Source organism: Sphingomonas sp. UYEF23 (genome assembly GCF_040546165.1).
GTDB lineage: Bacteria > Pseudomonadota > Alphaproteobacteria > Sphingomonadales > Sphingomonadaceae > Sphingomonas > Sphingomonas glacialis.
In genome coordinates this window covers 211,376-237,171 of record NZ_JBEPNG010000003.1, presented here as the reverse complement: position 1 = coordinate 237,171, position 25,796 = coordinate 211,376, and the positions used below count along the sequence as shown (strand labels likewise).

General features: G+C 68.2%; 27 protein-coding genes. 18 read left to right on the top strand and 9 right to left on the bottom strand.

Features of this window, described 5'->3' with window-relative positions; all coding sequences use genetic code 11:
- Window positions 1-4 precede the first annotated feature (4 nt).
- The 4 genes from argB to ABIB28_RS07195 all read left to right on the top strand — a co-directional run bounded on the left by argB (window position 5) and on the right by ABIB28_RS07195 (window position 2,806).
- Window positions 5-907, top strand: a complete 903-nt coding sequence (gene argB / locus ABIB28_RS07210) for an acetylglutamate kinase (RefSeq protein WP_133191406.1) — start codon at window positions 5-7, stop codon at window positions 905-907.
- 90 nt (window positions 908-997) lie between these two features.
- Window positions 998-1,300 carry a YggT family protein gene (locus tag ABIB28_RS07205; RefSeq protein ID WP_133191407.1) on the top strand — a complete coding sequence of 101 codons (303 nt, stop codon included), beginning with the start codon at window positions 998-1,000 and terminating at the stop codon, window positions 1,298-1,300.
- A gap of 16 nt (window positions 1,301-1,316) precedes the next feature.
- Window positions 1,317-2,189, top strand: coding sequence for a bifunctional methylenetetrahydrofolate dehydrogenase/methenyltetrahydrofolate cyclohydrolase FolD (folD, locus tag ABIB28_RS07200; protein ID WP_354287443.1), 873 nt, complete (start codon window positions 1,317-1,319; stop codon window positions 2,187-2,189).
- Complete coding sequence (locus ABIB28_RS07195) at window positions 2,186-2,806, top strand: MarC family protein (RefSeq protein ID WP_133191409.1); 621 nt, start codon at window positions 2,186-2,188, stop codon at window positions 2,804-2,806. Before folD ends, ABIB28_RS07195 begins: the two co-directional genes overlap by 4 nt.
- Before the next feature lie 42 nt (window positions 2,807-2,848).
- Here the strand turns inward: ABIB28_RS07195 and ABIB28_RS07190 are convergent, their stop codons facing one another.
- The gene (locus tag ABIB28_RS07190; protein ID WP_354287441.1) at window positions 2,849-4,627 is read right to left on the bottom strand and encodes an AcrB/AcrD/AcrF family protein; all 1,779 of its coding nucleotides are present in this window, start codon (window positions 4,625-4,627) and stop codon (window positions 2,849-2,851) included.
- A gap of 62 nt (window positions 4,628-4,689) precedes the next feature.
- On the opposite strand from ABIB28_RS07190, the gene ABIB28_RS07185 reads away from it, so the two are divergent.
- The gene (locus tag ABIB28_RS07185; RefSeq protein ID WP_189676410.1) at window positions 4,690-5,118 is read left to right on the top strand and encodes a GtrA family protein; all 429 of its coding nucleotides are present in this window, start codon (window positions 4,690-4,692) and stop codon (window positions 5,116-5,118) included.
- On the top strand, window positions 5,119-5,853 hold the full coding sequence (locus tag ABIB28_RS07180; protein ID WP_354287439.1) for a class I SAM-dependent methyltransferase: 735 nt from the start codon (window positions 5,119-5,121) through the stop codon (window positions 5,851-5,853).
- Between the two features lie 2 nt (window positions 5,854-5,855).
- On the opposite strand, the gene ABIB28_RS07175 is transcribed toward ABIB28_RS07180, so the two are convergent.
- From ABIB28_RS07175 to ABIB28_RS07160, 4 genes are all read right to left on the bottom strand, one after another.
- Window positions 5,856-6,935 (bottom strand): glycosyltransferase family 2 protein, encoded by a 1,080-nt coding sequence (locus ABIB28_RS07175; protein WP_354287437.1) that lies wholly within the window; start codon window positions 6,933-6,935, stop codon window positions 5,856-5,858.
- 67 nt (window positions 6,936-7,002) lie between these two features.
- Complete coding sequence (locus tag ABIB28_RS07170; protein ID WP_354287435.1) at window positions 7,003-8,817, bottom strand: DUF885 domain-containing protein; 1,815 nt, start codon at window positions 8,815-8,817, stop codon at window positions 7,003-7,005.
- 79 nt (window positions 8,818-8,896) lie between these two features.
- Window positions 8,897-10,987: a RelA/SpoT family protein gene (locus ABIB28_RS07165; RefSeq protein ID WP_133191415.1), complete on the bottom strand. Its 2,091-nt coding sequence runs from the start codon at window positions 10,985-10,987 to the stop codon at window positions 8,897-8,899.
- A gap of 114 nt (window positions 10,988-11,101) precedes the next feature.
- On the bottom strand, window positions 11,102-11,419 hold the full coding sequence (locus tag ABIB28_RS07160; RefSeq protein ID WP_206365596.1) for a CC_3452 family protein: 318 nt from the start codon (window positions 11,417-11,419) through the stop codon (window positions 11,102-11,104).
- 119 nt (window positions 11,420-11,538) lie between these two features.
- Between ABIB28_RS07160 and ABIB28_RS07155 the strand changes: the two genes are divergently transcribed.
- From ABIB28_RS07155 to ABIB28_RS07125, 7 genes are all read left to right on the top strand, one after another.
- Window positions 11,539-12,030 (top strand): winged helix-turn-helix transcriptional regulator, encoded by a 492-nt coding sequence (locus tag ABIB28_RS07155; RefSeq protein WP_133191416.1) that lies wholly within the window; start codon window positions 11,539-11,541, stop codon window positions 12,028-12,030.
- A gap of 76 nt (window positions 12,031-12,106) precedes the next feature.
- The gene (gene ccmC / locus ABIB28_RS07150) at window positions 12,107-12,847 is read left to right on the top strand and encodes a heme ABC transporter permease CcmC (protein WP_133192149.1); all 741 of its coding nucleotides are present in this window, start codon (window positions 12,107-12,109) and stop codon (window positions 12,845-12,847) included.
- Window positions 12,848-12,947: 100 nt separating this feature from the next.
- Window positions 12,948-13,382 (top strand): cytochrome c maturation protein CcmE, encoded by a 435-nt coding sequence (ccmE, locus tag ABIB28_RS07145; RefSeq protein WP_189676405.1) that lies wholly within the window; start codon window positions 12,948-12,950, stop codon window positions 13,380-13,382.
- Window positions 13,383-13,512: 130 nt separating this feature from the next.
- Window positions 13,513-15,495: a heme lyase CcmF/NrfE family subunit gene (locus tag ABIB28_RS07140; protein ID WP_354287432.1), complete on the top strand. Its 1,983-nt coding sequence runs from the start codon at window positions 13,513-13,515 to the stop codon at window positions 15,493-15,495.
- Window positions 15,492-16,019: a redoxin family protein gene (locus ABIB28_RS07135; protein WP_354287430.1), complete on the top strand. Its 528-nt coding sequence runs from the start codon at window positions 15,492-15,494 to the stop codon at window positions 16,017-16,019. Before ABIB28_RS07140 ends, ABIB28_RS07135 begins: the two co-directional genes overlap by 4 nt.
- 23 nt (window positions 16,020-16,042) lie before the next feature.
- Window positions 16,043-16,426 carry a cytochrome c-type biogenesis protein gene (locus ABIB28_RS07130; RefSeq protein WP_133192150.1) on the top strand — a complete coding sequence of 128 codons (384 nt, stop codon included), beginning with the start codon at window positions 16,043-16,045 and terminating at the stop codon, window positions 16,424-16,426.
- Window positions 16,423-17,064 carry a tetratricopeptide repeat protein gene (locus ABIB28_RS07125; protein WP_354287428.1) on the top strand — a complete coding sequence of 214 codons (642 nt, stop codon included), beginning with the start codon at window positions 16,423-16,425 and terminating at the stop codon, window positions 17,062-17,064. Before ABIB28_RS07130 ends, ABIB28_RS07125 begins: the two co-directional genes overlap by 4 nt.
- On the opposite strand, the gene ABIB28_RS07120 is transcribed toward ABIB28_RS07125, so the two are convergent.
- Both ABIB28_RS07120 and ABIB28_RS07115 read right to left on the bottom strand, forming a co-directional pair.
- Window positions 17,061-17,858 (bottom strand): DUF2189 domain-containing protein, encoded by a 798-nt coding sequence (locus tag ABIB28_RS07120; protein ID WP_354287426.1) that lies wholly within the window; start codon window positions 17,856-17,858, stop codon window positions 17,061-17,063. The genes ABIB28_RS07125 and ABIB28_RS07120 overlap by 4 nt on opposite strands.
- A gap of 92 nt (window positions 17,859-17,950) precedes the next feature.
- Window positions 17,951-18,418, bottom strand: coding sequence for a TspO/MBR family protein (locus ABIB28_RS07115; protein ID WP_354287424.1), 468 nt, complete (start codon window positions 18,416-18,418; stop codon window positions 17,951-17,953).
- Between the two features lie 69 nt (window positions 18,419-18,487).
- On the opposite strand from ABIB28_RS07115, the gene ABIB28_RS07110 reads away from it, so the two are divergent.
- The 4 genes from ABIB28_RS07110 to ABIB28_RS07095 are packed head-to-tail and all read left to right on the top strand — an operon-like array spanning window position 18,488 to window position 22,191.
- Window positions 18,488-19,468, top strand: a complete 981-nt coding sequence (locus ABIB28_RS07110; RefSeq protein WP_354287422.1) for a magnesium chelatase ATPase subunit I — start codon at window positions 18,488-18,490, stop codon at window positions 19,466-19,468.
- Complete coding sequence (locus ABIB28_RS07105) at window positions 19,465-21,144, top strand: magnesium chelatase subunit D (protein ID WP_354287420.1); 1,680 nt, start codon at window positions 19,465-19,467, stop codon at window positions 21,142-21,144. The genes ABIB28_RS07110 and ABIB28_RS07105 overlap by 4 nt, the downstream gene beginning before the upstream one ends.
- Window positions 21,141-22,013 carry an alpha/beta fold hydrolase BchO gene (gene bchO / locus ABIB28_RS07100; protein ID WP_354287418.1) on the top strand — a complete coding sequence of 291 codons (873 nt, stop codon included), beginning with the start codon at window positions 21,141-21,143 and terminating at the stop codon, window positions 22,011-22,013. The genes ABIB28_RS07105 and bchO overlap by 4 nt, the downstream gene beginning before the upstream one ends.
- A complete protein-coding gene (locus tag ABIB28_RS07095; protein WP_133191426.1) occupies window positions 22,003-22,191 on the top strand; it encodes a hypothetical protein in 189 nt (62 codons plus the stop codon). The genes bchO and ABIB28_RS07095 overlap by 11 nt, the downstream gene beginning before the upstream one ends.
- Here ABIB28_RS07095 and ABIB28_RS07090 read toward each other — a convergent pair.
- Both ABIB28_RS07090 and crtD read right to left on the bottom strand, forming a co-directional pair.
- Complete coding sequence (locus ABIB28_RS07090; RefSeq protein ID WP_502958225.1) at window positions 22,138-22,956, bottom strand: carotenoid 1,2-hydratase family protein; 819 nt, start codon at window positions 22,954-22,956, stop codon at window positions 22,138-22,140. The two genes, ABIB28_RS07095 and ABIB28_RS07090, sit on opposite strands and share 54 nt — an antisense overlap.
- A 14-nt stretch (window positions 22,957-22,970) precedes the next feature.
- Window positions 22,971-24,533 (bottom strand): 1-hydroxycarotenoid 3,4-desaturase CrtD, encoded by a 1,563-nt coding sequence (gene crtD, locus ABIB28_RS07085; RefSeq protein ID WP_354287414.1) that lies wholly within the window; start codon window positions 24,531-24,533, stop codon window positions 22,971-22,973.
- 83 nt (window positions 24,534-24,616) lie between these two features.
- Between crtD and ABIB28_RS07080 the strand changes: the two genes are divergently transcribed.
- Window positions 24,617-25,735 (top strand): methyltransferase, encoded by a 1,119-nt coding sequence (locus tag ABIB28_RS07080; RefSeq protein WP_354287412.1) that lies wholly within the window; start codon window positions 24,617-24,619, stop codon window positions 25,733-25,735.
- Window positions 25,736-25,796: the final 61 nt, after the last annotated feature.

The window sequence follows — 25,796 nt, the reverse complement described above, 5'->3', positions numbered from 1 at the left end:
GAACATGACCGATCATTCCCCCGCCCCCGAACTGCTCGCCAAGGCCGAGACTTTGGTCGAGGCGCTGCCGTACATGCAGCGCTACGCCGGCAAGACCTTCGTCGTGAAGTACGGCGGGCACGCGATGGGCGACCCCGAGCTCGCGCGCGATTTCGCCGAGGATGTGGTGTTGATGAAGGCGGTCGGGATCAATCCGGTCGTGGTGCACGGCGGCGGACCGCAGATCGGCGCGATGCTCAAGCGATTGGGGGTCGAATCGCGCTTCGTCGACGGCCTTCGCGTAACCGATGCCGAGACCGCGCAGATCGCCGAAATGGTGCTGGCGGGGTCGATCAACAAGGAAATCGTCGGCTGGATCGGCCAGGCGGGCGGCCGCGCGGTCGGCATTTCAGGCAAGGACGCCAACCTCGTCGTGGCCGAAAAGGTCGGTGGGCGGCGCGAGCCCGATCCCAATTCGGGGATCGAGCGGCACGTCGATCTGGGCTTCGTCGGCGATCCGGTCGCGGTCAACCCGTCGATCCTGATCAACCTCGCGCGCGACGGCTTCATCCCGGTGGTGGCTCCGGTCGGGCTCGGCGCGGATGGTGCGACCTACAATATCAACGCCGACACGATGGCGGGCGCGATCGCCGCCGCGCTCGGCGCCGAGCGCCTGTTCATGCTGACCGACGTGGTCGGCGTGCTCGACAAGGCGGGTGCACTCGTCACCGATCTCGATCCCGCGGCCGTCGCCGCGCTGCGCGCCGACGGCACGATCAGCGGCGGGATGATCCCCAAGCTCGAGACCTGCGTCCATGCGGTCGAGGGCGGGGTCGATGCCGCGGTCATCCTCGACGGGCGCGTGCCGCATGCGATGCTGCTCGAAATCTTCACGAAGCGCGGCGCCGGGACCCTGGTTCGCCGGTGAGCGTTGCGCCTCGCGCGGTCTGCGTCGCTAGGGGTGTTCGCACCTGCGGTAGCGCGCTAGAACCGTGATGAACACCACCCGGAGACGCGCGTGATTACCATCATCCAGATCCTGCAGGTGTTGATCGACGCGGTCACGCTGATCGTCATCGTTCAGGTGATCCTGTCGCTGCTCGTGTCGTTCAACGTCATCAATACCTACAACGAAGTCGTGCGCTCGATTTATACCGGGCTCAACCGCGGGACAGAGCCGCTGTATCGCCCGTTCCGCCGGATTCTGCCCGATTTCGGATCGATCGACCTGGCACCGTTCGCGGTGCTGCTGACGCTGCGGATCCTCAGCATCATCCTCAATAATCTGGCTGCCCATATCCTGAGCGGCACGCCGCTCTAAGGCGAAAGGCGCTAGCATGACTGCCGCACTCATCGACGGAAAGGCGTTCGCCGCCGGCTTGCGCGAGCGCGTCGCACAGCGCGTCGCGCGCTTTGTCGAACAGGCCGGCCGCGCGCCGGGGCTCGCGGTCGTGCTCGTCGGTGACGACCCCGCTTCGGCGGTCTATGTCCGCTCGAAGGGCAAGGCGACCACGGCGGCGGGCATGGCGGGCATCGAGCATCGCCTCCCCGCCGACGTGCCGCAGCAGGCGCTGCTCGATCTCGTCGATGCGCTCAACGCCGATCCCGCGATCGACGGGATCCTCGTCCAGCTGCCGCTGCCCTCGCATATCGACGAGCAAGCGGTGACGACACGGATCGACCCCGACAAGGATGTCGACGGCTTCCATCCGGTCAATGCCGGGCGCCTTGCCACCGGGCTGGAGGGCTTTGTGCCGTGCACGCCGCTCGGCTGCCTGATGCTGCTCAAGGACCAGCTCGGGGATCTGTCGGGGCTCGACGCGGTGGTGATCGGCCGCTCGAACATCGTCGGCAAGCCGATGGCGCAATTGCTGATCGCCGAGAGCTGCACCGTCACCGTCGCACATTCGCGCACGCGCGATCTGCCGAGCGTGGTCAAGCGCGCCGACATCGTCGTCGCGGCAGTCGGGCGACCGCAGATGGTCAAGGCCGCGTGGCTGAAGCCCGGCGCGACGGTGATCGACGTCGGCATCAACCGCACGCCCGAGGGACTGGTCGGCGACGTCGATTTCGCGGGTGCGCTCGACGTGGCGGGGGCGGTGACGCCCGTACCCGGCGGCGTCGGCCCGATGACGATCGCGGTGCTGCTGCGCAACACGCTGATCTCCGCCGAACGGCGCGAAAACGTCGTCGGTGAGGGCGCGCTTTGATCGAACTCTATATCTCGTCGCTCATCACCTTCTTCGTGGTGATCGACCCGCCCGGCTGCGCGCCGATCTATGCCGGGCTGTCGTCGGGCGCCTCGCCTGCCAATCGCCGGGCGATGGCGATCCGCGCGGTGCTCGTCGCCGCCGCGATCCTGTTCGCCTTTGCCGCGTTCGGCGAAGTGCTGCTCAAGTCGCTCGGCATCAGCCTCGATTCGTTTCGCATCGCCGGCGGGATCATGCTGTTCCTGATCGCGCTCGAGATGGTGTTCGAAAAGCGCACCGAGCGGCGTGAGGATCGCGCTGCCAAGGTCGCCGCGACGCCCGAAGTCGAGGATGTCTCGATCTTCCCGATGGCGATGCCGATGATCGCGGGGCCGGGGTCGATCGCGTCGGTGATGCTGCTGATGAGCCGCAACCACGGGCTCGAGCCGATCGCCGTCGTGCTCGCCGCGCTCGCCACGATCCTGGCGCTGACGCTCGCCGCCTTGCTGGCAGCGGGGCCGATCATGCGCGTGCTCGGGGCGAAGATCGAAGCGGTGATCACGCGGCTGCTCGGCGTGCTGCTCGCAGCGCTTGCGGTGCAGTTCGTGATCGACGGGGTGAAGCAAAGCCTCGGGTGATTGGAGAAAAGCCCCTCCCCTTAAGGGAAGGGGCATAAATCGTCAGTCCTTGATCCGCCACAGCCGCAGCGGCGACTTGGCCGGCATCGGCAGTTCCTCGAGCCAGTCGAACGTCTTGCGATGCGCGAGCTGGTCATAGAAGCCGCCGGGCGCGCGCACGCGGTAGATCGTCGATTCGGCCATGTTGGGGCAGACCAGCAGCAGCGTCGCACCGTGGCGCTTGGCGATCGCGCGGAAATTCTCCGGGCTTCCCGAGAAGGCGTGCTGGACGTCGAGAATCGCGGCGCCATTGCGGTGATACGGGCCCGCGACCGCATCGTGATGCGTGATCGTGATGATCCGCGGCCCCAGATCGACGAAGCTGAAGACCGTCTGCGCGGGATAGCGATCGAGCGGGCGCAGCGCGGTCATCGTCGGGCATTGGCCGCTCGCGCGGTCGATGATCTGGACGCGCTTGCTCGGTCGGTCGATCGGCAGGAAGCGGATCGCGAGCCCGGCGAACAGCCCCGAGCCGATCACCACGACCGCCGCCACCGTTCCAAGCACGCGCACCAGCGCCGAGCGATTACCGAGGAGGCTAGGGACGAGCAGCCAGCCGAGTGCGACCGCGCCCGGCACCGAGAGCATTTGCGCCGCGGGCCCCGCGCGCGCTTGCCACAGCAGCAGCAATGCCGCGCCGGTGACGAACAGCAATACCGTTGCCCAGGCGCCACGGAGCTCGGTCCCGCGCGCGCGCCACGTCGCGACTGCCGCGCCGATCACCCCGACGATCGGCATCGCCGCGACGGGAAAGGCGACGCGGAACGGATGGCTGTAGATCGGCTTGGCTTCGCGGATCATGTTGAGCCAGTTCTTCTGCAGCTCGGGCGAGGCTTGTTCGGGACGGCCGAGGCATTGCGGGAAGACGAGCGCGAAGCCGATGACGATGATCGCCCCCGCCGCGATCGCCAGGCCAAGCCGGACCCAGCGGTTCGCCGGATTCGCCCAGCCCATTGCGAACAACAGCGCGCCCGCCATCACCATCACGCTCAGCCAGACCGGCGTCAGCGCGTCGCAGCGCAGCACCGCATCGGCATAGGAGGCGAACAGCGCATAGCCGAGCCCGCTGCCAGCGCCGAGGCACAGTGCGTAGATCGCCAGCCGCGGCGCTTCGCCACGGTCCCAGATCCAGCGCAGCGTCAGGATCGAGCCGGCCAGCGCGGCATAGGGTAGCATCTCGAGCCCGATCGTCAGCGACACCGCGCTCGCCACGCCGACGATCGCCCCGCCGCGCGCGCCCTTGGGGTCGGACAGGCCGGCGACCGCGAGGCTCAGCATCGCGAGCTGCCAGCCGTGATGGTCGATCCGCTCGGGCATATACATCATCATCGTCGCCGAGCAGCACAGTAGCAGCACGATGCCGAGCGGCCAGGCATAGACGCTGACGAGGCGGCGCACCGTCGCGCCGATGCCGAGCATCACGATGCCGAGCGGCAGCAACGGCGCGATGCCGCAGGCGAGCATCTCGGCCTCGCGCGGCCCCACGAACGGGCGCAGCAGCACGATCAGCGCGGCGAGCGGCAGATCGACCAGCCGGCTCCAATGCATGTCGAAGCCGAGCGGCGGATTGAGCCGGTACTGGCGCAGATCGTACCAGCCCTGCCCGCCGAGCCAGGCGCGGACTTGCATCAGCCGCATATTGTCGTCGGTGTCGCCGAGCTGAAGGTAGTGGATTCCGGTCCAGCGTTGCGCGACATAATAGATCGCGATGCCGACCCATGCGATCAGGCTGAGGCGGACCCAATCCCGATCGAGCGTCCGCGCCACTGTACCGTCAACCATGTAAAACGCTTTCCTCGGGTCTCTCCGCCCTCTAGTGGCGCTATCGTAAAGGGCAAGCCAACGTGACAGCGATCCAGCGACAGATTGAGAGCCTGCGGGAGAACCCGCTCGTCGGGCAGCTCGTGCGCTTCGGGATCGCCGGTGTGATCACGACGGCGATCTACTCGGCGGTCTATCTCCCGCTGACGCACTTCGTGTTCGAGCAGCGCCACGCGGTCTATGCCGTGCCCTTCGCCTTTCTGGTGGCGGTGACGGTGGGGTTCTTCCTGCACAGCCGGTGGAGCTTCAAGGGGCACGGGTCGCGCGATCCCGGTCGGATGCAGCATGTCAAATTCGTCTGCGTGCAGGCCTCGGGCGTGCTGTTGAACGCGCTGATCACCTGGATCGGCACTGCCAAGCTGGGGTATCCGGCATGGGTGCCGCTGCTGCCCGCGGTCGCTTGCGCCACCGTCTTCACCTTTTTCCTCAATCGCCAATTGGTGTTCAAATAAATGGACCGCATCGTTTACGACCGCATGGCGGCACACGATTCCACGCACTGGTGGTATCGCGCGCGGCGCGACATCCTCGCCGACTATCTCGTGCGCGAGGGTGGCTTGCCCAAGGATGCGCGGATCCTCGAGATCGGCTGTGGGACCGGGCACAATCTGCCGATGCTCGCGCAGTTCGGGCGGGTCGAGGCGATCGAGATCGATCCCGCCGCACGCGCGATCGCGAGCGCGCGGCTCGGCGCGCCGGTGAGCGCGGCACCGCTTCCCGAGCTGCCGGGAATCGAGCGCGGCGCGTACGATCTGATCGCGGTGCTCGACGTGGTCGAGCATATCCAAGACGATGTCGCGGCGTTGAAGGCGATGGGCGAATGCCTCAAGCCCGGCGGCAAGATCCTGATCGCGGTGCCCGCGCATCAGTGGATGTGGAGCGCGCACGACGTCGTCAACCACCATCACCGGCGCTATTCGAAGGCGACGCTCGCCGCGGCGATCGGGAAGGCGGGGCTCAAGCACAATGGGCTGCGCTGGTTCAACTCGCTGCTCTTCCCGCTCGCGGCCGCATCGCGGATCGCTGGGCGGCTGCGCGGCAAGGACGACAGCGACGATTCGCCGCCGCACCCCGCGCTCAATGCGCTGTTCGAGCGGATTTTCCGGATCGAGCGGCATCTCGTCGGGCGCGTACCGCTGTCGCCGGGGGTTTCGATCCTGACCTTGGCATCGCCGAAGGAGGGCTGACGCTAGAGTTCCGTTCGTGCTGCGCTTGTCGAAGCACTGCTCGCAGCAGGCGCGGTCACCTGCGGAGCGGCGTGCCCTTCGACAGGCTCAGGGCGAACGGGCAGGGGCTCGACTTCCGCGCGATACCCCAGCGTCGCATGACCCTGGATCGGCCCCACCACATCGGCGACCAGATAGAGCGGCCGGCGCTTCGATTCGACATACAGCCGACCGAGATATTCGCCGATCATCCCGAGCACGAACATCTGGAACGCGCCGAGCAGCACGACGACGAGCATCGTCGAGGTCCAGCCCGCGACCGCGCTGCCGCTGAAGAAGCCGATCGCGATATAGAGGAACAGCAGCAGCGACGCCGCCGTCAGCGCGAGGCCCAGATGGCTGGCGAAGCGCAGCGGCGCGGTCGAGAAGCCAGTGACCGCGTCGAGCGCAAGCCGGATCATCTTGGCGAGCGGGTAATGCGTCTCGCCGGCATGGCGTTCGGCACGATCGTACGGGAAGGGCACCTGGCGGAAGCCGACCCACGCGACCATCCCGCGGATGAAGCGCGCTTGCTCGGGCATCGCCAGGAACGCGTCGAGCGCGCGGCGGCTCATCAGCCGGAAATCGCCCGTGTCGAGCGGGATCGCAGTGTCGGTGACCCGGTCGAGCAGGCGGTAGAAGATCGCCGCGGTGAGCTTCTTGAACGCGGTCTCGCCCTCGCGCGTGCGGCGCACGGCATAGACGACATCGGCTTGCTGCGCCGCCATCGCCGCGCGCATGTCGCTGAGCAATTCGGGCGGATCCTGCAGGTCGGCATCGATGATCAGGATCTGCGCGCCCGAGCACAGATCGAGCCCGGCGGTCAGCGCCAATTGATGGCCGTGGTTGCGCGACAGGTTGATCACCACCAGCCGCGGATCGGCGGCGGCGAGGCGCTGCATCACCGGCCAGCTCTCGTCGCGCGATCCGTCGTTGATCAGCACGATCTCGTAATCCGTGCCGACTGCAGCGTGCGCAGCGGCCGAGACGCGTGCGTGCAACACGTCGAGGCATGCCGCTTCGTTATAGCAGGGAATGACGATGGAGAGCGCGGGGCGGATCATGCGGCAGGTTTAGCGCCGCTTTGCCGCTACGTCATCGCCTATCCGCATCGCGCCTATGCAGGCGAGCTCACGCCTGAGCCCGCGCGCGCTCCTCGGCGAGCCGTTCGAGAATGACCAGCGGCACCGCGCCGTTGCGCAAAATTTCATGGAATTGCCGCACGTCGAACTTCGCGCCGAGGATCGTCTTGGCCTTGGCGCGCGCGCGCAGCCAGCTGACATGGCCGATCTTGTAACTGCACGCCTGTCCCGGCATGGTGCAATAGCGGTTGATCTCGCTCGTCGCGCGCGGGGGCGGGAAGCCGGTGATCTCGACCATATAGGCGATCGCCTTTTCGCGGCTCCAGCGCTTGGCGTGCATGCCCGTATCGACGACGAGCCGGCATGCGCGGAACAGCAGCGACTGATAATAGCCGATCCGCGAGAGTGGATCCTGGTCGTACACGCCGCTCTCGTCGGCGAGTTGCTCGGCATACAGTGCCCAGCCCTCGGTATAGGCGTTGAAGAAGCTCGTCTTGCGGATCAGCGGCCCTGCGGCGCCTTGCGCGATGCTGATCTGGAGGTGGTGGCCGGGGACGCCCTCGTGATGCGTCAGCGTCGGCAGCCCGTATTTCGGCCAATCGGTGATGTGCTTGAGGTTGATCCAATAGATCGCCGGGCGCGAGCCATCGAGCGCGGCGCGGTAATAATAGCCGTTCGACGCGCCGTCCTGGATTTCCACCGGCACGCTGCGGATCTCGAGCGGGGCGTCGGGCGGGTTGATGAACAGCGTTGGCAGCCGCGCCTGCATCGTCCGCACCTGGCCGTTGAGGCTTGCGAGCAACGCGGCGCGGCCTTCGGGCGTGTCGGGAAAGAGCTGTGACGGCGTGGTGTTGAGCGTGTCGAGCCGGGCGCTCACGCTGCCGGTGGTCAGCCCTTGCGCCTTGAGCAGCGAATCGAGTTTGGCGCCGATTTCGGCGACTTGGTCGAGCCCCATCTGATGGACTTGATCGGGCGTGAAATCGGTCGTCGTCGCGCTTGCCAGTGCGGCAGCATAGAGCGCGTCGCCATTGGGCACCGACCACAGCCCGACATCGGTCCGCGCGGTGCGGCGCAGTCGCGTGACGAGTGCGATCTGCCGGTCGAGCGCCGGATAGACGGCATCGGCAACGATTTTGGTCGCGCGGCCAGCGTAATCGCCGGGCAACTTGGCGGCCGTCGTGCGGCGCGTGAGCGAAGTGACGAGGCCGCTCTCGGCGGGGGCGGGCTTGCGCAAAGCGGCCATCTGCCCGAGCGCGAGATCGAGCGCGAAGGCGGGGGCGAGCAAGCCACGCTTGGCCGCTTCCGCCTGCACGGCATTCTCGGCATCGAGCACGCGCGCGAAATCGGCGAGGCGGTCGAGATAAGCTTCGGCATCTGCGGCATTCGCGACGACATGGCGCGAATTGAGGAAGTCGGGGACCCCGAAATAGGCGCCTTGCTGCTGCGTGATCGCATAGGGACGCTGCGGCGAGCCGACGCCGAAGCGCGCGGGGCCGACTTCGCGCTGGCGCAGCGAATAGAGCACGACTTCGCGGTCGAGCTTGCTCGCCGGGGAGAGCGTCGCGGGATCGATCGCGTCGAGCGCGGCGATCGCGCGGCGTGTCCGAGCGAGACCCTGCGCCCGATTGGCGAGCGAGGGGTCGTCGAGCCGGTGCTTCAGCGCGGCGTTGGCGCCCTTGTCGAGCCCGAGCTGCGTCGCGCTTTCGGGGCTTTCCTGCAGCCCTTCGGCGAAGATCCGGTCGAACAGCGCCGCGAGCGCAGCATCGCCCGGCGCGGCCGCGATCGCGGCGCGGGCAGCGGCGGCGGGAAGAAGGGCGAGCGCGCCGAACACGCTCGTCGAACACAGAAAATCACGCCGGTCCATCATCATCCCTTTGTCTGCCCGCAGCGCAGCCTAACGGCTCGCCCTTGGCGCGCAAGGGTGTCGGTCCGGCGGCGGCGTACTAGACGCGCGTCACCGCGTTAACCGCGTCGGCGGCGCGCAGCGCGGCGATGACATGCATCAAATGCTGGACGTCGTGGACCTCGACATCGATCGTATTGGTGTGGAAGCCGGTATCGCGGTTATCGAGCCGCAGATTGACGATGTTGGCCTTTTGCGCGCCGATGATCGTCGCGATCGTGCCAAGCGCGCCGGGTTCGTTCTTGACCTCGACCGAGATCCGTCCGGTCGCGCCCTCGGTCTTGTCGCCCCAGGAGAGGTCGACCCAATCGGTATCGTCGGCGGCACCGAGGATCGGGCAATCGATCGTATGGACTTCGATCCCGGCGTCGGGGCGGCGCAGCCCGACGATCCGGTCACCGGGGACGGGGTGACAGCATTCGGCGAGATCGAACGCGACGCCTGCGGTCAGCCCGCGGATCGAGATCGCGCTCGACTGCGGCGGCAAATCACGCATTGCGTCGACGCCGGCCGAGCCTGGCATCAACGCTTCCATCACCGCGGCGTCGGGAATCCGGCGGCGCGCGATCGCCTCGAGCAAGGCGGCTTCGTCGGACACCTTGAGACGCTGCATCGCCATCGCCTGCGCATTGCCGGCGAGCGGGGCGGGGAGACGCGAGACCAGCTCGTCGTACATCTTGCGGCCGAGCGCTTGTGTCTCGATCCGCTCCTTGTGGCGCAGATGCCGCCGGATCGCGGCGCGCGCCTTGCCGGTGATCGCGAAGTTGAGCCAGCCAGGCTGCGGCTCCTGCGCCTTGGACCGCAGGATCTGCACTTGGTCGCCATTGTCGATCACGGTGCGCAAGGGGACCACGCGCCCGTTGATCTTCGCGCCGACCGCCTGATCGCCGAGATCGGTGTGGACGGCATAGGCGAAATCGATCGGCGAGGCGCCCTTGGGCAGCTGGTGGAGCTCGCCCTTGGGGGTGAAGGCGAAGATGCGATCCTGGTACATCGCCATCTTGGTATGCTCGAGCAGCTCTTCGGGGCTCTCGGCATTGTCGAGGATCTCGACCAGATCGCGGATCCAGCTGACTTGTGAATCGGGCCGGACCTTGTCCTGCTTGTACGCCCAGTGCGCGGCGAGCCCGAGTTCGGCCTCTTCGTGCATGGCGCGCGTGCGGATCTGGATCTCGACGCGCGTATTGTCGGCATGGATCACCGTGGTGTGCAGCGAGCGATAGCCGTTGCGCTTGGGGGTCGAGATGTAATCCTTGAAACGCCCCGGCACCATCGGCCAGCGGCGGTGGATCACGCCGAGTGCGGTGTAGCACGCCTCTTCATCGGGCACGATCACGCGGAACGCCATGATGTCGCTGAGCTGCTCGAAGCTGATGTGCCGCTCGGCCATCTTCTTCCAGATCGAATAGGGGTGCTTTTCGCGCCCCGATACGTCGCCTTCGATTCCCTGGCGGCTGAGCAGCAGCTTGAGCCCCGACCCGATCTTGGCGATGCGGTCCCCGCCGCCGTCCTTGAGCTGGGCGAGGCGCTTGGTGATCGATTCGAACGCCTCGGGCTCGAGCTGCGCGAAGGCGAGCGTCTGCATCTCCTTCATGAACTCGTACATGCCGATCCGCTCGGCGAGCGGCGCGTAGATGTCCATCGTCTCGCGCGCGATGCGTTTGCGCTTGTCGGGATTCTTGATGAAATGCAGCGTGCGCATGTTGTGCAGCCGATCGGCAAGCTTGACCAGCAGCACGCGGATATCGTCCGACATGGCGAGCAGGAATTTGCGGAGATTTTCCGCGGCGCGCTCGTTCTCGGTCTGCGCTTCGATCTTCGACAGCTTGGTGACGCCATCGACCAGCCGCGCGACACTCGCGCCGAAGAGGCGGGTGATCTCCTCGGGGGTGGCGACGGTGTCCTCGATCGTGTCGTGGAGGATCGCCGTCGCAATCGTCTCGTCGTCGAGATGGAGGTCGGTCAGGATGCCGGCGACTTCGATCGGATGGCTGAAATAGGGATCGCCATTCGCGCGCTTCTGCGATCCGTGCGCCTGCATCGAAAAGACATAGGCGCGGTTGAGCAGCGCCTCATTGGCCGAGGGATCGTACTCCAGGACACGATCGACGAGTTCATACTGACGCAACATCTCAAACCAAGATGGCGTCACGAAGTGTTGCTTTGCAACATGTTTGCGCGAATCGCAGAAAAAAGCCCCTCTCGCACGCTTGCGAAAGGGGCTTCGATCGGTCTGTAGCCACGCTTATTTGGCGCGGGCGTTGCACTTGGCGAGCGCGTCGGCATCGAGCGGCTGGCCGGCAATCGCGAACGCCGAAAGCTTGCCGGCACGCTGCGCGATCATCTCGCACACGATGCCTTCGCGCTGCGGACCCTTGTTCGCGGTGAAGGCGGTGTCGTTCCACTTCCACACGGTGCCGTTGGTGATCAGCATCGTCTTGGCGGGCGCAGCGACCGGGGTCGCGGCGTAATACGGAGCAGCGTCGGCGGCGTGCGCGACGGTCGGCACGAAGGGGAGCGTCGCCACGAACGCGGCGACGGCAAGCGGAAGCGAACGGATCATGGGGAGACTCCTTGCCTTGTCAGTTTCGATCCGCTACCTAAATGCTGCAGTTGCGAGTTGCAAGTCAAAACGTAGTTTTGCTTCCCCCTTTACCTATAAATGCGTTAGGGTTTCCGATTATGGATGCAAAGTTGCGCGAGCCCTTGCGGGATTTGGTGGAATGCAGCCTCCCCGCGGCGCTCGAAGCGATGGGCGAGCGCTGGAGCTTCATGATCCTGCGCGCCGCGTTCAACGGCCTGCACCATTTCGAGGAATTCCAGTCCGAGCTCGGGATTGCGCGCAACATCCTTGCCAATCGGCTGGGGCGGTTGGTCGAGCATGGCATCCTCACGCGCACCGCGGTCGCCGCCGACCGGCGCAAGATCCAGTATGAGCTGACGGAGAAGGGCGCTGCGCTGTTGCCGACGATGCTCGCGCTGCGGCAATGGGGCGAGCGCTGGGAGACGGGCTTTCGCGCCAGCCCGGTGCTGGTCGACAAGCGCGACATGCGCCCGATCGCCCCGATCGACGTGCGCGCGTGGGACGGCCGCGTGCTGACCAAGCACGAATTGCTCTGGGCACTGCCCGAGGATGTTGATTATGGTGAGAACGGATTACGCGCAGCGGAGTGAAAATCCGCGCGCGACGGTAAAGGGGAGGCTGGCTTGACTGTAGATTCTTCCACGTTTCTTGCGTAACCTCGCCCGCGTGCCGAGCCTCCACATCCTCGCCAATCCGGCCCGTTTTCTGAAGCTTGCGCGTCCGCTCACGCCCGTCTTGTTCTGGCTCGGCGTCGGGCTCATCGGCATCGGCGTCTGGGGTGGTCTCACGCAAACCCCGCCCGACTATCTGCAGGGCGAGACCGTCCGCATCCTCTATATCCATGTGCCGACCGCATGGCTCGGCATGGGCGGATGGAGCGGGATCGCGATCTCGTCGCTGGTGTTCCTCGTCTGGCGGCATCCGCTCGCGATGATCGCCGCACGCGCGATCGCGTTGCCGGGGGCGGTGTTCGCCGGGCTGTGCCTCGCGACGGGGTCGATCTGGGGTCGCCCGACCTGGGGGACGTGGTGGCAGTGGGACGGGCGGTTGACCTCGATGCTGTTGCTGTTCTTCGTCTATCTCGGCTTCATGGCGCTGGTCCGGGCCGATGACGATCGCGGCGGCGATGGGCGGATCCCGGCGCTCTACGGGATCGCCGGATCGGTATTGCTGCCGATCATCCGCTATTCGGTGGTATGGTGGAATACGCTCCACCAGGGGCAGAGTATCGGCCTCACCAAATCGACGATCGATTCGTCGATCCTGTGGCCGCTGTGGTTCACGCTCGGCGGCTTCACCTTTTTCTTCGCAGGGATCGTGCTGATGCGGATGCGCACGATCCTCGCGCGCACCAAGGCCGAGGCGCGGCTGCGGCGGATGGCCAATGTCGTCGAGGTGACTGCATGAATCCCTGGCCGTTCGTGACGGCGGCGTATGCGTTGACCGGGGTCGTCTCGGTTGGGCTCGCCGTGTGGAGCTTTCTCGCGATGCGCGGCTGCGAAAAGAAATGAAAGCCAAGCATCAACGCCTCACGCTTGTCCTGCTTGCGATCGGTGCGGTCGGCGGGGCGAGTTTGCTCGCGCTCTCCGCGCTCAAGGACCAGGCGGCGTTCTTCTACGCGCCGGGCGACGTCAAGAAGGACGGCCTGCCGATCGGGCGTGCGGTGCGACTTGGCGGAATGGTCGCCGATCATTCGATCCAGCGGCTCGCCGATGGCGTTTCGATGCGCTTCGTCGTGACCGATGGCGTCGCGACGGTGCCGGTCGCCTATAAAGGCATCGCGCCCGACCTGTTCCGCGAGAAATCGGGCGTCGTCGCCGAAGGATCGTTCAACCCCGACGGCAGCTTCACCGCGACCAATCTGCTCGCCAAGCACGACGAGAAATACATGCCCCCCGAAATCGCCGGCAAGATGCACGAGACGAAGACGTTGCAGCAATGAGGGCGCGCCGTTCGTCACGCCATGCTTCGGCACCCCGGGCGCGCGCCGGGGTCCACCGCGCCGCACGCGCGGCGCTCGTTGCAGGGCGGACCCCGGGACGAGCCGGGGCCGACGCCCAAGGGGCGGCACTGTGATCGCCGAGGCCGGCCTTGCCGCTCTGTGGTTCGCCGCTGCGCTCGCGCTGTTGCAGCTCGTGCTGGCGGGAATGGGGGTCTGGCGCTCCACCCCCCTTCGCGCTGAGGCGACAGGCTCGGCGCGAACCGACGCGGAAACCACGCTCACCGCCGACATCATCGCCGCGGTCCGACCGGTCGCGGTGGTGCAGGGCGTGCTCGCCCTGTTCGCGATGCTGCTGCTCATCACGGTGTTCGTGCGCAGCGACATGTCGGTGCTGCTCGTCGCCGAGAACAGCCATTCCGACAAGCCGATGCTCTACAAGATCGCGGGCGCGTGGGGGAACCATGAAGGCTCGATGCTGCTGTGGGTGACGATCCTCGGCATCGCCGGCGCGGCGGTCGCGCTGTTGGAGCGCAGCCTCGCGACCCGCACGCTGATCGCGACGCTCGGCGCGCAGGCGGCGATCGCGCTTGGCTTCTACGCCTTCCTGCTGTTTTCCTCGAACCCGTTCGCGCGGCTCGATCCCGCGCCCGCCGATGGCAACGGGCTCAACCCGTTGTTGCAGGACCCCGGCTTGGCGTTCCATCCGCCGACGCTCTACATCGGCTATGTCGGCATCTCGATCGCTTTCTCCTTCGCGGTCGGCGCGATGATCACGCGCGATGTCGGGCCGGCGTTTGCGCGCGCGATGCGGCCGTGGGTGCTGGGTGCCTGGATCTTCCTGACGCTCGGCATTACCGCGGGATCGTATTGGGCGTATTACGAGCTCGGCTGGGGCGGCTGGTGGTTCTGGGATCCGGTCGAGAACGCCTCGCTGATGCCGTGGCTCGCGGCGACCGCCTTGCTGCATTCGGTCAGTGTGCTGGCGACCCGCGACGGCTTGCGCGCGTGGACGCTGATGCTCGCCGTCGTTGCGTTTTCGATGTCGATGATCGGCACCTTCCTGGTGCGTTCGGGCATCCTCACCAGCGTCCACGCCTTCGCGGTCGATCCGACGCGCGGATCGTTCATCCTTGCGCTGCTCGCCATCTATATCGGCGGCGCGCTGCTGCTGTTCGCGCTCCGCGTCGGCACGGTGAAGCAAGGCAACACCTTCGACGCGGTCAGCCGCGAGGGCGCGTTGATCGTCAACAATCTGCTGCTCTCGGTGATCCTCGCGCTCGTTCTGCTGTTCACGCTCTATCCGATCGTCGCGGCGGGCTTCGGGACGCAATTGTCGATCGGCAAGCCGTTCTTCGACAAGTTCATCGGTCCGATCGCGCTGGCGCTCGGCGTGGTGATGGCGATCGGGCCGATGGTGCGGTGGCGGCGCGACGATCCGGGCGTGGTGCTCGGGCGGATGATCGCACCCGTCGCGGTGACGGGCTTCGCGCTCGTTGCCTTGGTCGCGCTCGGCGGCGGGATCGCGTGGCTGCCGCTGTTCGGACTGGCGCTCGCGATCGGGCTCGCGGTGGCGAGCGTGTTGCCGCTGTGGGGGCGCAACCTGCGCCGCACGCCGCTCTTCACCTACGGCATGGTCGTCGCGCATCTCGGGATCGCGGTGAGCCTTGCCGGCATGGCGTGCGACGCCGCCTTCACGCAGGAGACGCTCGTCGCGGTGCGCGTCGGCGAGCCGTATCGCGCCGGGCCGTTCAGCGTGACGCTCGACGGGATCAAGCCCGTGGTCGGCCCCAATTGGTCGGCGCTCGAAGCGCGGCTGAGCGCGCGGCGCGGGGCCGACGGCGCGGTCTTCTATCTCCGCCCGCAATCGCGCTTCTTCGCCAATCCGGTGACGGTGACGAGCGAGTCGGCGATCGCGACGCGCTGGGACGGGCAACTCTACACCGTGCTCGGTGAGCCCGACGGCACCGGGCGGTGGCAGCTGCGGCTGTGGTGGAAGCCGTTCGTGACGCTGATCTGGTTCGGCGGCGCGCTCGTCGCGATCGGCGGCGCGCTGTCGCTGCTCGGGCGTTTGCGCCGCGAACGCCGCGTGCGGGTGCGCGAGGCGTACGCATGAAGCGCTGGCTGATCTGGGTGCCGTTCGCCGTCGCGCTGGGCTTGCTCGGCCTGGTCGGCTGGGGACTCTACAAGCCTGCGGACCGCACCGTCCGCTCGGCGTTGGTCGGCCAACGCTTGCCGCAGTTCGCGCTCCCGCCGATCGTGCCGGGCAAGCCGGGGCTCGCCACTGCAGCGTTTGCGACGGGCAAGCCGCGCTTGCTCAACGTCTTTGCCAGCTGGTGCATCCCGTGTATCGCCGAGGCGCCGCAATTGCTCAAGCTCAAGCAGGCCGGGGTCGAGATCGACGCCGTCGCGATCCGCGATACGCCCGCCGCGATCGCCGAGTTCCTCGCGCGCAATGGCGATCCTTATGCCGCGATCGGTGACGACAAGACGAGTTCGGTCCAGCTCGCGCTCGGATCGTCGGGGGTGCCCGAAACCTTCGTGATCGGCGGCGACGGGCGAATCGTACTCCAGCATGTCGGCGACATCCGCGCCGAGGAGGTGCCGGGGCTGATCGCGGCGGTGAGGAACGCGCGGTGAAGCGGTTGCTGCTCCCGCTGTTGATGCTGGTTGCGGCACCGGCGTTTGCCGACAGCAACCTTCCGCCCGCGCCGCTCGCCAATGTCCAGCTCAAGGACCCGGCCAAGGAAGCGCAGGCGCAGACGTTGATGCTGACGCTGCGCTGCGTCGTCTGCCAGGGCCAGTCGATCGCCGACAGCAATGCCGAGATGGCGGGCGACATGCGCGCGCTGGTCCGCACGCGGATCGCCGCGGGGCAGAGCCCCGAGGCGATCCGGGCGTGGCTGATTGCGCGCTATGGCGACTATGTCAGCTACGATCCGCCGCTCAGCGCGGTGACCGCTCCCTTGTGGATCGCGCCGTTGATCTTGCTGGCGCTCGGCGTCTGGTTCGCCCGTGCGAGTTTCAAGCGGCGGGCGAAACGATGAACCTGCTCATGCTCGCCCTGGTCGGGATCGTCGCGGCGGGGATGCTGTGGGGATTGGGCGTCGGGCGCCGCTTGTGGAGCTTTGTCGGCGCGGCGCTGATGCTCGGCGCGGCGGGCTTTGCGGTGCAGGCGGCGCGGCATGTGCCGGGCAAGCCGATCGCCGCTGATGTCACGCCGATCGCGGTCGATCCCGGGATGGTCGCGTTCCGCGAGGCGGTGTTCGCGCCGTCGCGCGAGGACAGTCTCGCGCTTGCCAGCGCCGATGCGCGGCTGGCGGCGGGCGACGCGCATGCTGCCGCCGATGGCCTGCGCCGCGAGATCGCGCTGCGCCCCGGCGACGCTGCCCTGTGGACCGGGCTCGGCTATGTCCTCGCGCTGCACGACACTGCGGTGTCGCCGGCGGCGAAGTTCGCCTTCCGTCGCGCGGTTGCGCTTGCGCCGCGCAGCCCGGGGCCGACGTTCTTCCTCGGCATGGCGTATGTCGATGCCGGTGAGGTCGCACAGGCACGGCCGGCCTGGGCGTTCGCGCTGAGCGTGACACCGCCGAACGCGCCGTATCGCGACGACATCGTCCAGCGGCTCGCCGCGCTCGATCAGTTCGACAAGATGGCGGCCGCACAGCGCGCGGCGGCGCGTTAGCGCACCACCAGCCGCGTGTAGAGGTGCCAGGTGGCGTAGCCGAGCCACGGCAGCACCACCGCCAGCCCGATCGCCGCCGGGATCATGCCAAGCGCGAGCAGCCCCGCGACCCGCACGCCCCAGCCGAGCACTTCGCGCGGATTCTCGCGCACCGCGGCGAGCGACGTGCGCACCGCCGTCACAGCATCGACGGGTTGATCGACCACCATCGGGAACGCGACGACCGCGACGACGAGCGTCGCCAGCGCAAACGCCCCGCCGGCAAGATTGCCGAGCACGATCAGCTGCCAGCCCTCCGCCGTGGTGAACAGCCGCGCGATCACGTCACCGGGCTGCATCGGCCCGACCGTGCCGAAGGTCGCTTGATAGATCGCATAGGCGACGCCGAGCCATGCCACGAAGAGCAGCGCGATTCCGCCGGTCAGCAGCGCGAGCGGCCAGCGGCTGCGCCCGTTGAGCGGATCGAGGAAGTGCCACCAGCTCGAGTCGCGGCCTTCCTCACGGCGCCGCGCGAGTTCGTAGAAGTCCGATGCCACGGCCGGCCCGGCGATCGAGAGCCCTGCGACGAGCGGAAAGAGCAAGGGCAGCAGCGGCGCGTTGAAGGCGAGCGCGACCGCCACGAAGCAGATGACGGGATAGAGCAGCCCGAGAAAGATCAGATCGCCGCGCTTTTCGGTAAAGTCCTTCCACCCCTCCGCCAGCGCCCAGGTCAAGTCGGCTGTCTCGATTCGTCGGATCTCGGGCAGATCGGCGGCGCGTGCGGGCAGGGCGGTTGCGTGTAGGGTGGCGGTCATCGGTTGGTCCTCGTCCTAAGCGTACTTTCCTTTGTCTTGGAGTGAGGACTGTACGCCCTTTGGCGAGCGCCGACAATATTAGCGCGAAAGCCTCAGCCGAACGGCCCGTTGAACTGCACGATCTTGCGGTTGAGCACCGCGGCAAAACTCACCCACAGGAAATAGGGCACGATCAGCGCCGCAGCGAAATGCGAGATCGGCCACAGCCCGACGAGCAAGGCGATGAGCGAGCCCCACAGAAAGACGACTTCGACCAGCGCCCAATCGGGCCGCCGCACCGCGAAGAAGAGCGGGCTCCACGCGAAATGGCACGCCGCGTTGACCGCGAACAGGATGACGACCGACTGACGCGCCGCCGCATCGGGCGCAGCTTGCCATGCGATCGCGGCGGACCAGGCGGCAAGTCCGAGCAGAATCGTCCAAGCAGGGCCGAACGCCCAGCCGGGCGGCTGCCACCAGGGTTTCCGCAGCGCCTTGTACCACGACCCGATCGGCGTCGCGAGGCCACCTGCCACGAGCAACACCGCAGCGCATCCGCCCGAGACGATCAGCGGGCTCATGCGGCGTTTCCGATCACTTTTCGACGACTGTCCACTTGCCGAGTGTCAAGCGCGTGGTACACATGAGCGATGGGCATGGCATTTCCCTTTTCGGCGATCGTCGGCCAAGACGAGATGAAACTGGCACTGCTGTTGGCCGCGATCGACGCGCGGATCGGCGGCGTGATGGTATTCGGCGATCGCGGCACCGGCAAGTCGACCGCGGTGCGCGCGCTCGCCGCCTTGCTTCCCCCAATGCCTGCCGCCCTTGCCGGGTTCCATCCCGAGGGTGCACCGCCGCCCGATCGCAAGGCAACGGTCCCCGTTCCCTTCGTCGATCTGCCGCTCGGCGCGACCGAGGACCGTGTGGTGGGCGCGCTCGATTTCGAGCGGGCACTCGGCGCTGGGGTCAAGGCGTTCGAACCTGGTTTGCTCGCGCGCGCCAATGGCGGCTTCCTGTATATCGACGAGATCAACCTGCTCGAGGACCATATCGTCGACCTGCTGCTCGATGTCGCGGCATCGGGCGAGAACGTCGTCGAGCGCGAGGGATTGTCGGTGCGGCATCCGGCGCGCTTCGTGCTGGTCGGCAGCGGAAATCCCGAGGAGGGCGAACTCCGCCCGCAATTGCTCGACCGCTTCGGCCTGTCGGTCGAGGTGCGCACGCCGCAGGATCTCGCCGCGCGGATCGAGATCCTCAAGCGCTGCGACGCGTTCGAGCGGACGCCTGCGGAATTCGCCGAGACGTGGCGCGCAGCGGAGAAGAAGACGCTGCGACGCCTCGCGCGGGCGCGGGCTGGTCTTGCGCACGTGACCGTGCCCGACGCGATCCTCGCCCGCGCCGCACGATTGTGCATGGCGGTCGGCGCCGATGGCTTGCGCGGCGAGCTGACGCTGATGCGCGCGGCACGCGCGCTGGCGGCGCTCGATGGCGAAGCCGTCGTCGGCCCCGCGCAGCTTGCGCGCGTCGCCCCGCTCGCGTTGCGGCACCGGTTGCGGCGCGGGGTGCTCGACGAGACGGGCTCGACGGTGCGGATCGAACGCGCGCTGGACGAACTGGCGGCGGCGTGAGCACGGCCGCCTCGCCGCTCGACGATGCGATGCTAGCGGCGCGGTTGTGCGCGATCGATCCAGTCGGCCTGGGGGGCATGATCCTGCGCGGCGGCGGAGAAGTGCGCGACCGCGTCGTCGCGCGCTTGCATGCGGACCTTCCCGAAGGCGCGCCGTTGCGGCGGATTCCCGCGCATGTCGATGACGATGCGCTGCTCGGTGGGCTCGATCTCGGCGCGACGCTCGCGCTCGGGCGGCCGGTGCGGCAGCGCGGAGTGCTCGCGGCCGCGGATGGCGGGATCGTCGTGCTGCCGATGGCGGAGCGAATCGCCGAAGCGACTGCGGCGCGGATCACCGCGGTGCTCGACGCGCGCGCGATCGATGCGGTGCCGGTACGCGTCGCGGTGGTCGCGTTTGATGACGGGGTCGAGGACGAAGCGCCGCCGCAGGCCTTGGTCGAGCGGCTGGCGTTTCGGATCGACCTGTCCGAGTGCCGCGGGGCGACTGACACGCTGCCATCCGACGCCGAAGCGAATATTGCAGGCGGCGACGCGCCAGCGATCGACCCTTGCGCGATTCTCAGCGGCGCTGCTGCCGCACTCGGCATCGATTCGGCGCGCGCTCCGCTGTTCGCGCTGCGTGCCGCGCGCGCGGCGGCGGCGTTGGCGGGGCGCAGCGAACCCGACGAAGCCGATGTGATCCTCGCGATCCGGCTCGTCCTCGGCCCGCGCGCGACGCGGGTTCCCGCCCCGCCGCAGGACGACAGCGCGACCGACGCGCCACCCCCGCCGCCCGAAAGCGAGTCGAGCGAGGAAGAGCGCGGTGCGCCCGAACCGCCCAACGACGTTGTGCTCGCCGCCGCGCTCGCCGCACTCCCGCGCGACGTGCTCGAACGGCTCGCGGCCGGCGCGGCACGGCGCGGGGTCAATCACGCGCGTAGCGCGGGCGAACGGCGCAAGTCGCCGCTGCGCGGTCGCCCGCTCGGCGCGCGTGCCGGGATTCCGCGTGGCGGCTTGCGGCTCAGCTTGATCGACACGCTGCGCGCCGCCGCGCCGTGGCAGAAGCTGCGCGAGCGTGGCGGCGGCGCGATCCGGATTCGCCGCGACGATCTGCGCATCCGTCGCTTCGAGACGCGTGCGGAAACGGTGACGATCTTCGCGGTCGATGCCTCGGGCTCGGCGGCGGCGGCGCGACTGGCCGAAGCGAAGGGCGCGGTCGAGCTGCTGCTCGCGCAAGCCTATGTGAAGCGCGCGCAAGTCGCTTTGGTGGCGTTTCGCGGGGTCGGCGCGGAGGTCTTGTTGCCGCCGACTCGCTCGCTGACGCGTGCGCGGCGTGCGCTCGCCGATCTGCCGGGCGGTGGCGGCACGCCGCTCGCCACCGGGCTCGACGCGGCGCGAACGCTCGCCGAAGCGGCGCGCGCGCGCGGACGTACGCCCTTCCTCGTCGTGCTGACCGACGGACGCGGCAACATCGCCGCCGATGGCAGCGCGGTGCGCGAGCGTGCCGAGCGCGACGCCGAGCAAGCCGCGCGCGCGATCGGTCAGGCCGGAATCGGCGCGGTGTTCCTCGATACCGCGGCGCGCCCCCGCCCCGAGGGCGCGCGACTCGCGCTGGCGATGGGCGCGCGCTACCTCCCGCTGCCACGCGCCGATGCCGCGGCGATGCACCGCGCGGTGTCGGCGGCGCAGGCCGCATGAGCCGCGCGCGCTGGGAGGCCGAGGGGCGCGACTGGCCCAATCGCGCCGCGAGCCGATTCGTCGATACCGCGCGCATTCGCTGGCATGTCCAGATGATGGGGACGGGGCCGGTGTTGCTGCTGCTCCACGGCACAGGCGCGGCGACGCACAGCTGGCGTGATCTTGCACCGCTGCTGGCGGAAAATTTTACCGTGGTCGCGCCCGATCTGCCGGGGCACGGTTTCACTACTGGGCGCCCGGTCGGCGGGCTGGCGATGCCCGCGATGGCGCGCGCGGTGGGGGAACTGCTCGGCACGCTCGGGCTCGCGCTTGATCTGGTCGTGGGGCATTCCGCGGGTGCGGCAATCGGGGCGCGGCTGGTGCTCGATGGCGGCGCTGACCCCGCGCGGCTGGTCGGGCTCAACCCCGCGCTGATGCCGTTTCCCGGGCTGGCTGCGGCGCTCTTCCCGACGCTCGCGCGAATGCTGTTCGTCAATCCGTTCGCGCCGCATCTCGTCGCGGGGCTCGCGCGCGGGCCGGGCGATGCGAAGCGCTATCTCGAGCGCGCGACAGGCTCGACGATCGACGCGCGCGGGGTCGATTTATATCGGCGGCTGTTCTCGACCTCGGATCACGCCGCGGGCGCGATCACGATGATGGCGGATTGGGATTTGGACTCGCTCGCGCGCGATCTGCCGCGCGTTCGCGTGCCGACGCTTCTGATCCACGGGTCGTCCGATTCGGCGATCGCGCTGGCGTCGGTCCGCCAAGCCGCGGCCTTGCTGCCCGACAGCCGGTTGGACGTGCTCGCCGGGCTGGGCCATCTCGCGCACGAAGAACGTCCCGCCGATGTCGCCGCCTTGATTCGAGGGTTTGCGGATGCCGAATAGCTATTTCGCCTTGCTCGACATGGCGATCGTCGGGGTGCCGACGATCCTCTTCGTCGTCTGGCAACTCGTCTCGATCAACCGCGAGATCGCGCGCGACAAGGCCAAGAAGGCCGAGCGCGACGAATCACCAGAGCGCGCGGGGCATCCGGTAGGGGAGCATCGACTGAACGATCGGTGAGCGGAAGCGCGCGAGCGACAGGCTTTCGTGCACCGCGTCGACGCTCTCGCCGAACAGCCGCGTCGAAAGTCCCGAGCGCGCATAGAAGGGCGCGTCGATCCAGGTCCGCGTCACAAGCGGGGTCGCATCGGAATCGGCGCGTGTCGCACGCGCGACACGCCAGCCGGTATGCGGGAGCCGCACGCGCGGTGGCGGCGCGACGTCGTGCCAGCGGCCTTGCCGATCGAATTTGAGCGCCAGCTCGAACGGATCGCCACCGCGGCGTCGCCCCTCGTACAGCACGGCCACGTCATTGCGCAGGTGCGCACGCGACCAGTGCCAGTCGTCGAACCCCGCCTCGAGGGGCTCGTCGCCGAAATTCGAGTCCCAATAGCCGCTGCCCGACCAGCCCAGATCAGGATGCGTCATCGCCACCTCGACGCGCGCGCGCGGGGCGACGGGGTGCCAGCGGTGCCGCGCCGCGGGATCGAGCGCGAAGGCGGTGGTGCCGATCAGCTCCGGGGTGACGCGGACGGTGCCGCGCACGCGGTAGGGCAGCGGTGCCGAACGTTCGTCGATCGCGATCACCAGCGTATCGCCGTCCCAGCTGAGCGCGCTCGGTCCGACCTGGAAATGATCGGCGTCGCGCCGGACATGGCGCGCGCCGCGCTCGGTCATCGCCCATGCCCCACCGCGCGGACCGCACAGCGCGACGTTGATCGCGCAGTGATTGTCGGGCCGTCCGCGCCCCGAAAGCTTGTAATAGGGCGAGAAGACGCTGCCGATAAACGCGATGATCGTCAGGCCGAAGCGACGGTCGGCGCTGACCGCGTCGATATACCACCAGGCATAGCCGTTCGAGTCGACATGGACGTCGAAGCGCGGTCCTTGAGCAGGCAGTCGACGGCTAGGTGGCCGGACAAGGCCGCCATCGGGACGCCCGCGCCCGGATGGGTGCTCCCGCCCGCGCAATAGAGCCCAGGGATCCGTGTCCGGCTGCCGGGGCGCTGGAAGGATGCCGCCCACCCGTGCGAGGCCCGTCCATAAAGGGCTCCACCCGTCCGTGGGAACAGGCCGTTGAAGCCACTCGGCGTCGTCAGCACCGTCGCCTCCTCGGGCAAGTCCAGCGTCAGGCCAGCGCGCTGCAGCGTGGCGTGCATCGATAGCGTGCATTGCTCGATCTCCGCTTGGGAAAGAGGGGACGTGTCGCCGGTGGCGGGGGCGTTGACGATGATCTGGACGCGCTCGGATGCGCCGGCGCCCGCGCCTGTCGTCGCGTCGCGGTCCTGTGCGCAGACATAGACGGTCGGGTCGGCGGGAACGCGGCCGGCGGCGAGCTCGGCGAATTCGGTCGCCGAGTCGCGTGCGAAGAAAACATTGTGGCGCAGCAATGGAAAGCCGCGCGCGGGTGTGTTCGCGCACCATACCAGCGCCGAGAGCGAGCGCTTGCGCGCAGGTTGCCGAGCGACCGCGCGCCGCACTGCCTGGCCGAACGCACCGTGCGCGATCGCTGCGGGATCGGCATTGCAGACGATCGCAGTCGCGCGGATCTGCTCGCCCGAGGCGAGCCGCACGCCGCTCGCACGCCCGCGCTCGACCAGGATCTCGCTGACCGGTTCGCCATAGCGGAAGACCGCGCCGTTCCGGATCGCCAGCGCCTCGAGCGCCTTGGCCAGCGCATGCATCCCGCCCGCAATCAGCCAGACCCCGGCGGCCTCGACATGCGCGACGAGCATCAGCGTCGCCGGGCAGTGAAACGGCGAGGATCCGCAATAGGTCGCGTAGCGCCCGAACAATTGCCGCAGCCTTGGGTCGGGAAAATGATCACCGAGCGCCGACCACAGCGTTTCGTACGGGCGGATGCGGCTGAGATCGGTCAGCCCGCGCAACCCCATCCGCCAAGTGAGCCCGAGCGGGTTGGTCTGCGGCGCGCGCAGGAAAGGCGCTTCGAGCGTTTCGAAGATATGGCGCGCCTCGGCGCAGAACGCGCGGTAACCCGCCGCTGCGCGCGCGCCGGAAAAATCGCCGATCGCGGCCTCGCTTTCCGCAGGATCGGCGAACAGATCGAGCCGGTCGTCGCCCCAGGCGTGGCGCGCGAGGATCTTTGCGGGGGTGAGCGCGACATGCGCATCGAGCGACGCGCCGCAGGCGGCGAAGATTTCGTCGAACACATGGCGCAGCGTGAAGACCGTCGGCCCGCCGTCGACCGCCGCGCCGCCCGCCATGACCTGGCGCATCTTTCCGCCCGGGGCAGAGGCTGCCTCGACCACGGTAACCGACACACCGCGCGCGGCGAGCAAGGCCGCGCTGACCAGCCCGCCGATCCCGGCGCCGATGACGAGCACTGTATCGCGTCTGTCCACCGTAATGAATCCTCGATCCAGCCAGTGTCCACTCGACTGGACACTCAGTTTCGTCCACCAAGGGCGACATGTCAAAGCCTGTCTTGCGCAAGTCCGTTCTGCTCTCGGCCCGCACATCGTGGCTGGCATGGCGAAACGGGCTGCTGGGGTCGCCGCGGTTCCAGCGCTTTGCCGCGCGCTGCTGGCTGACGCGCCCGATCGCCCGGTCGCGGGCGCGCGGGCTGTTCGATCTGGTGGCGGGCTTCGTCTATTCGCAGACGCTCGCGGCGTGCATCGCGACCGGGCTGCTCGATCGACTCGGCGACGGACCGCAGACGTGCGACGCGCTCGCCGCGCAGATCGACCTGCCGCCCGAGGGCACGCTCAGGCTGCTGCGCGCGGCTGCGGCGCTGCGATTGGTCGAACGACTCGGCGATGCCTGGGTGCTGGGCAGCGCGGGCGCGGCGCTGCGCGGCAATGGCGGGATCGCCGAAATGGTCGCGCACCACGGCTTGCTCTATGCCGATCTGGCCGATCCCGTGGCGCTGCTGCGGCGCTGTGGCGGCGGCGGGGCGCTCGCGAGATATTGGGGCTATGCCGAAGCGCCGGGCGCCGGCGACGCCGAATCGGTCGCGCCCTATTCGCGGCTGATGGCAGCATCGCAGCCGCTCGTCGCGGCGCAGACGCTCGACGCCTACCATTTCGCGCGCCACCGGCGGATGCTCGATATCGGTGGTGGCGAGGGAGGATTTGTCGAATCGGTCGCGGCGCGTGTGCCGACGCTCGAGCTCGCTGTGTTCGATCTGCCTGCGGTCGGCGAACGCGCGCGCGCGCGCTTCGCCGCCGCGGGGCTTGGCGGGCGGACGTCGATTCATGGCGGCAGCTTCCGCAGCGACCCCGTCCCGCAAGGGTACGATCTCATCACGCTGGTGCGTGTGCTGCACGACCATGATGATTCGGTCGCGCTCGCCTTGTTGCGTGCGATTCGTGCCGCGCTGCCCCCCGGCGGTCGCCTGCTGATCGCCGAGCCGATGGCGCAGACACCGGGCGCCGAACCCGCCGGAGACGCCTATTTCGGCCTGTATCTGCTCGCGATGGGGTCGGGCCGTCCGCGCGCTCCCGCCGAGATTCGCGCGATGCTCCACACCGCTGGCTTCGCTCGCTCGCGGCTGCTGCCGACTGCGCTGCCGATCACGTGTCGTGTGGTCGTCGCGGAGGCCTGACGATCAACCGTCAATGATGATTGACAAAACAAAGTGTCCATATAGATTGACACCAAGACGA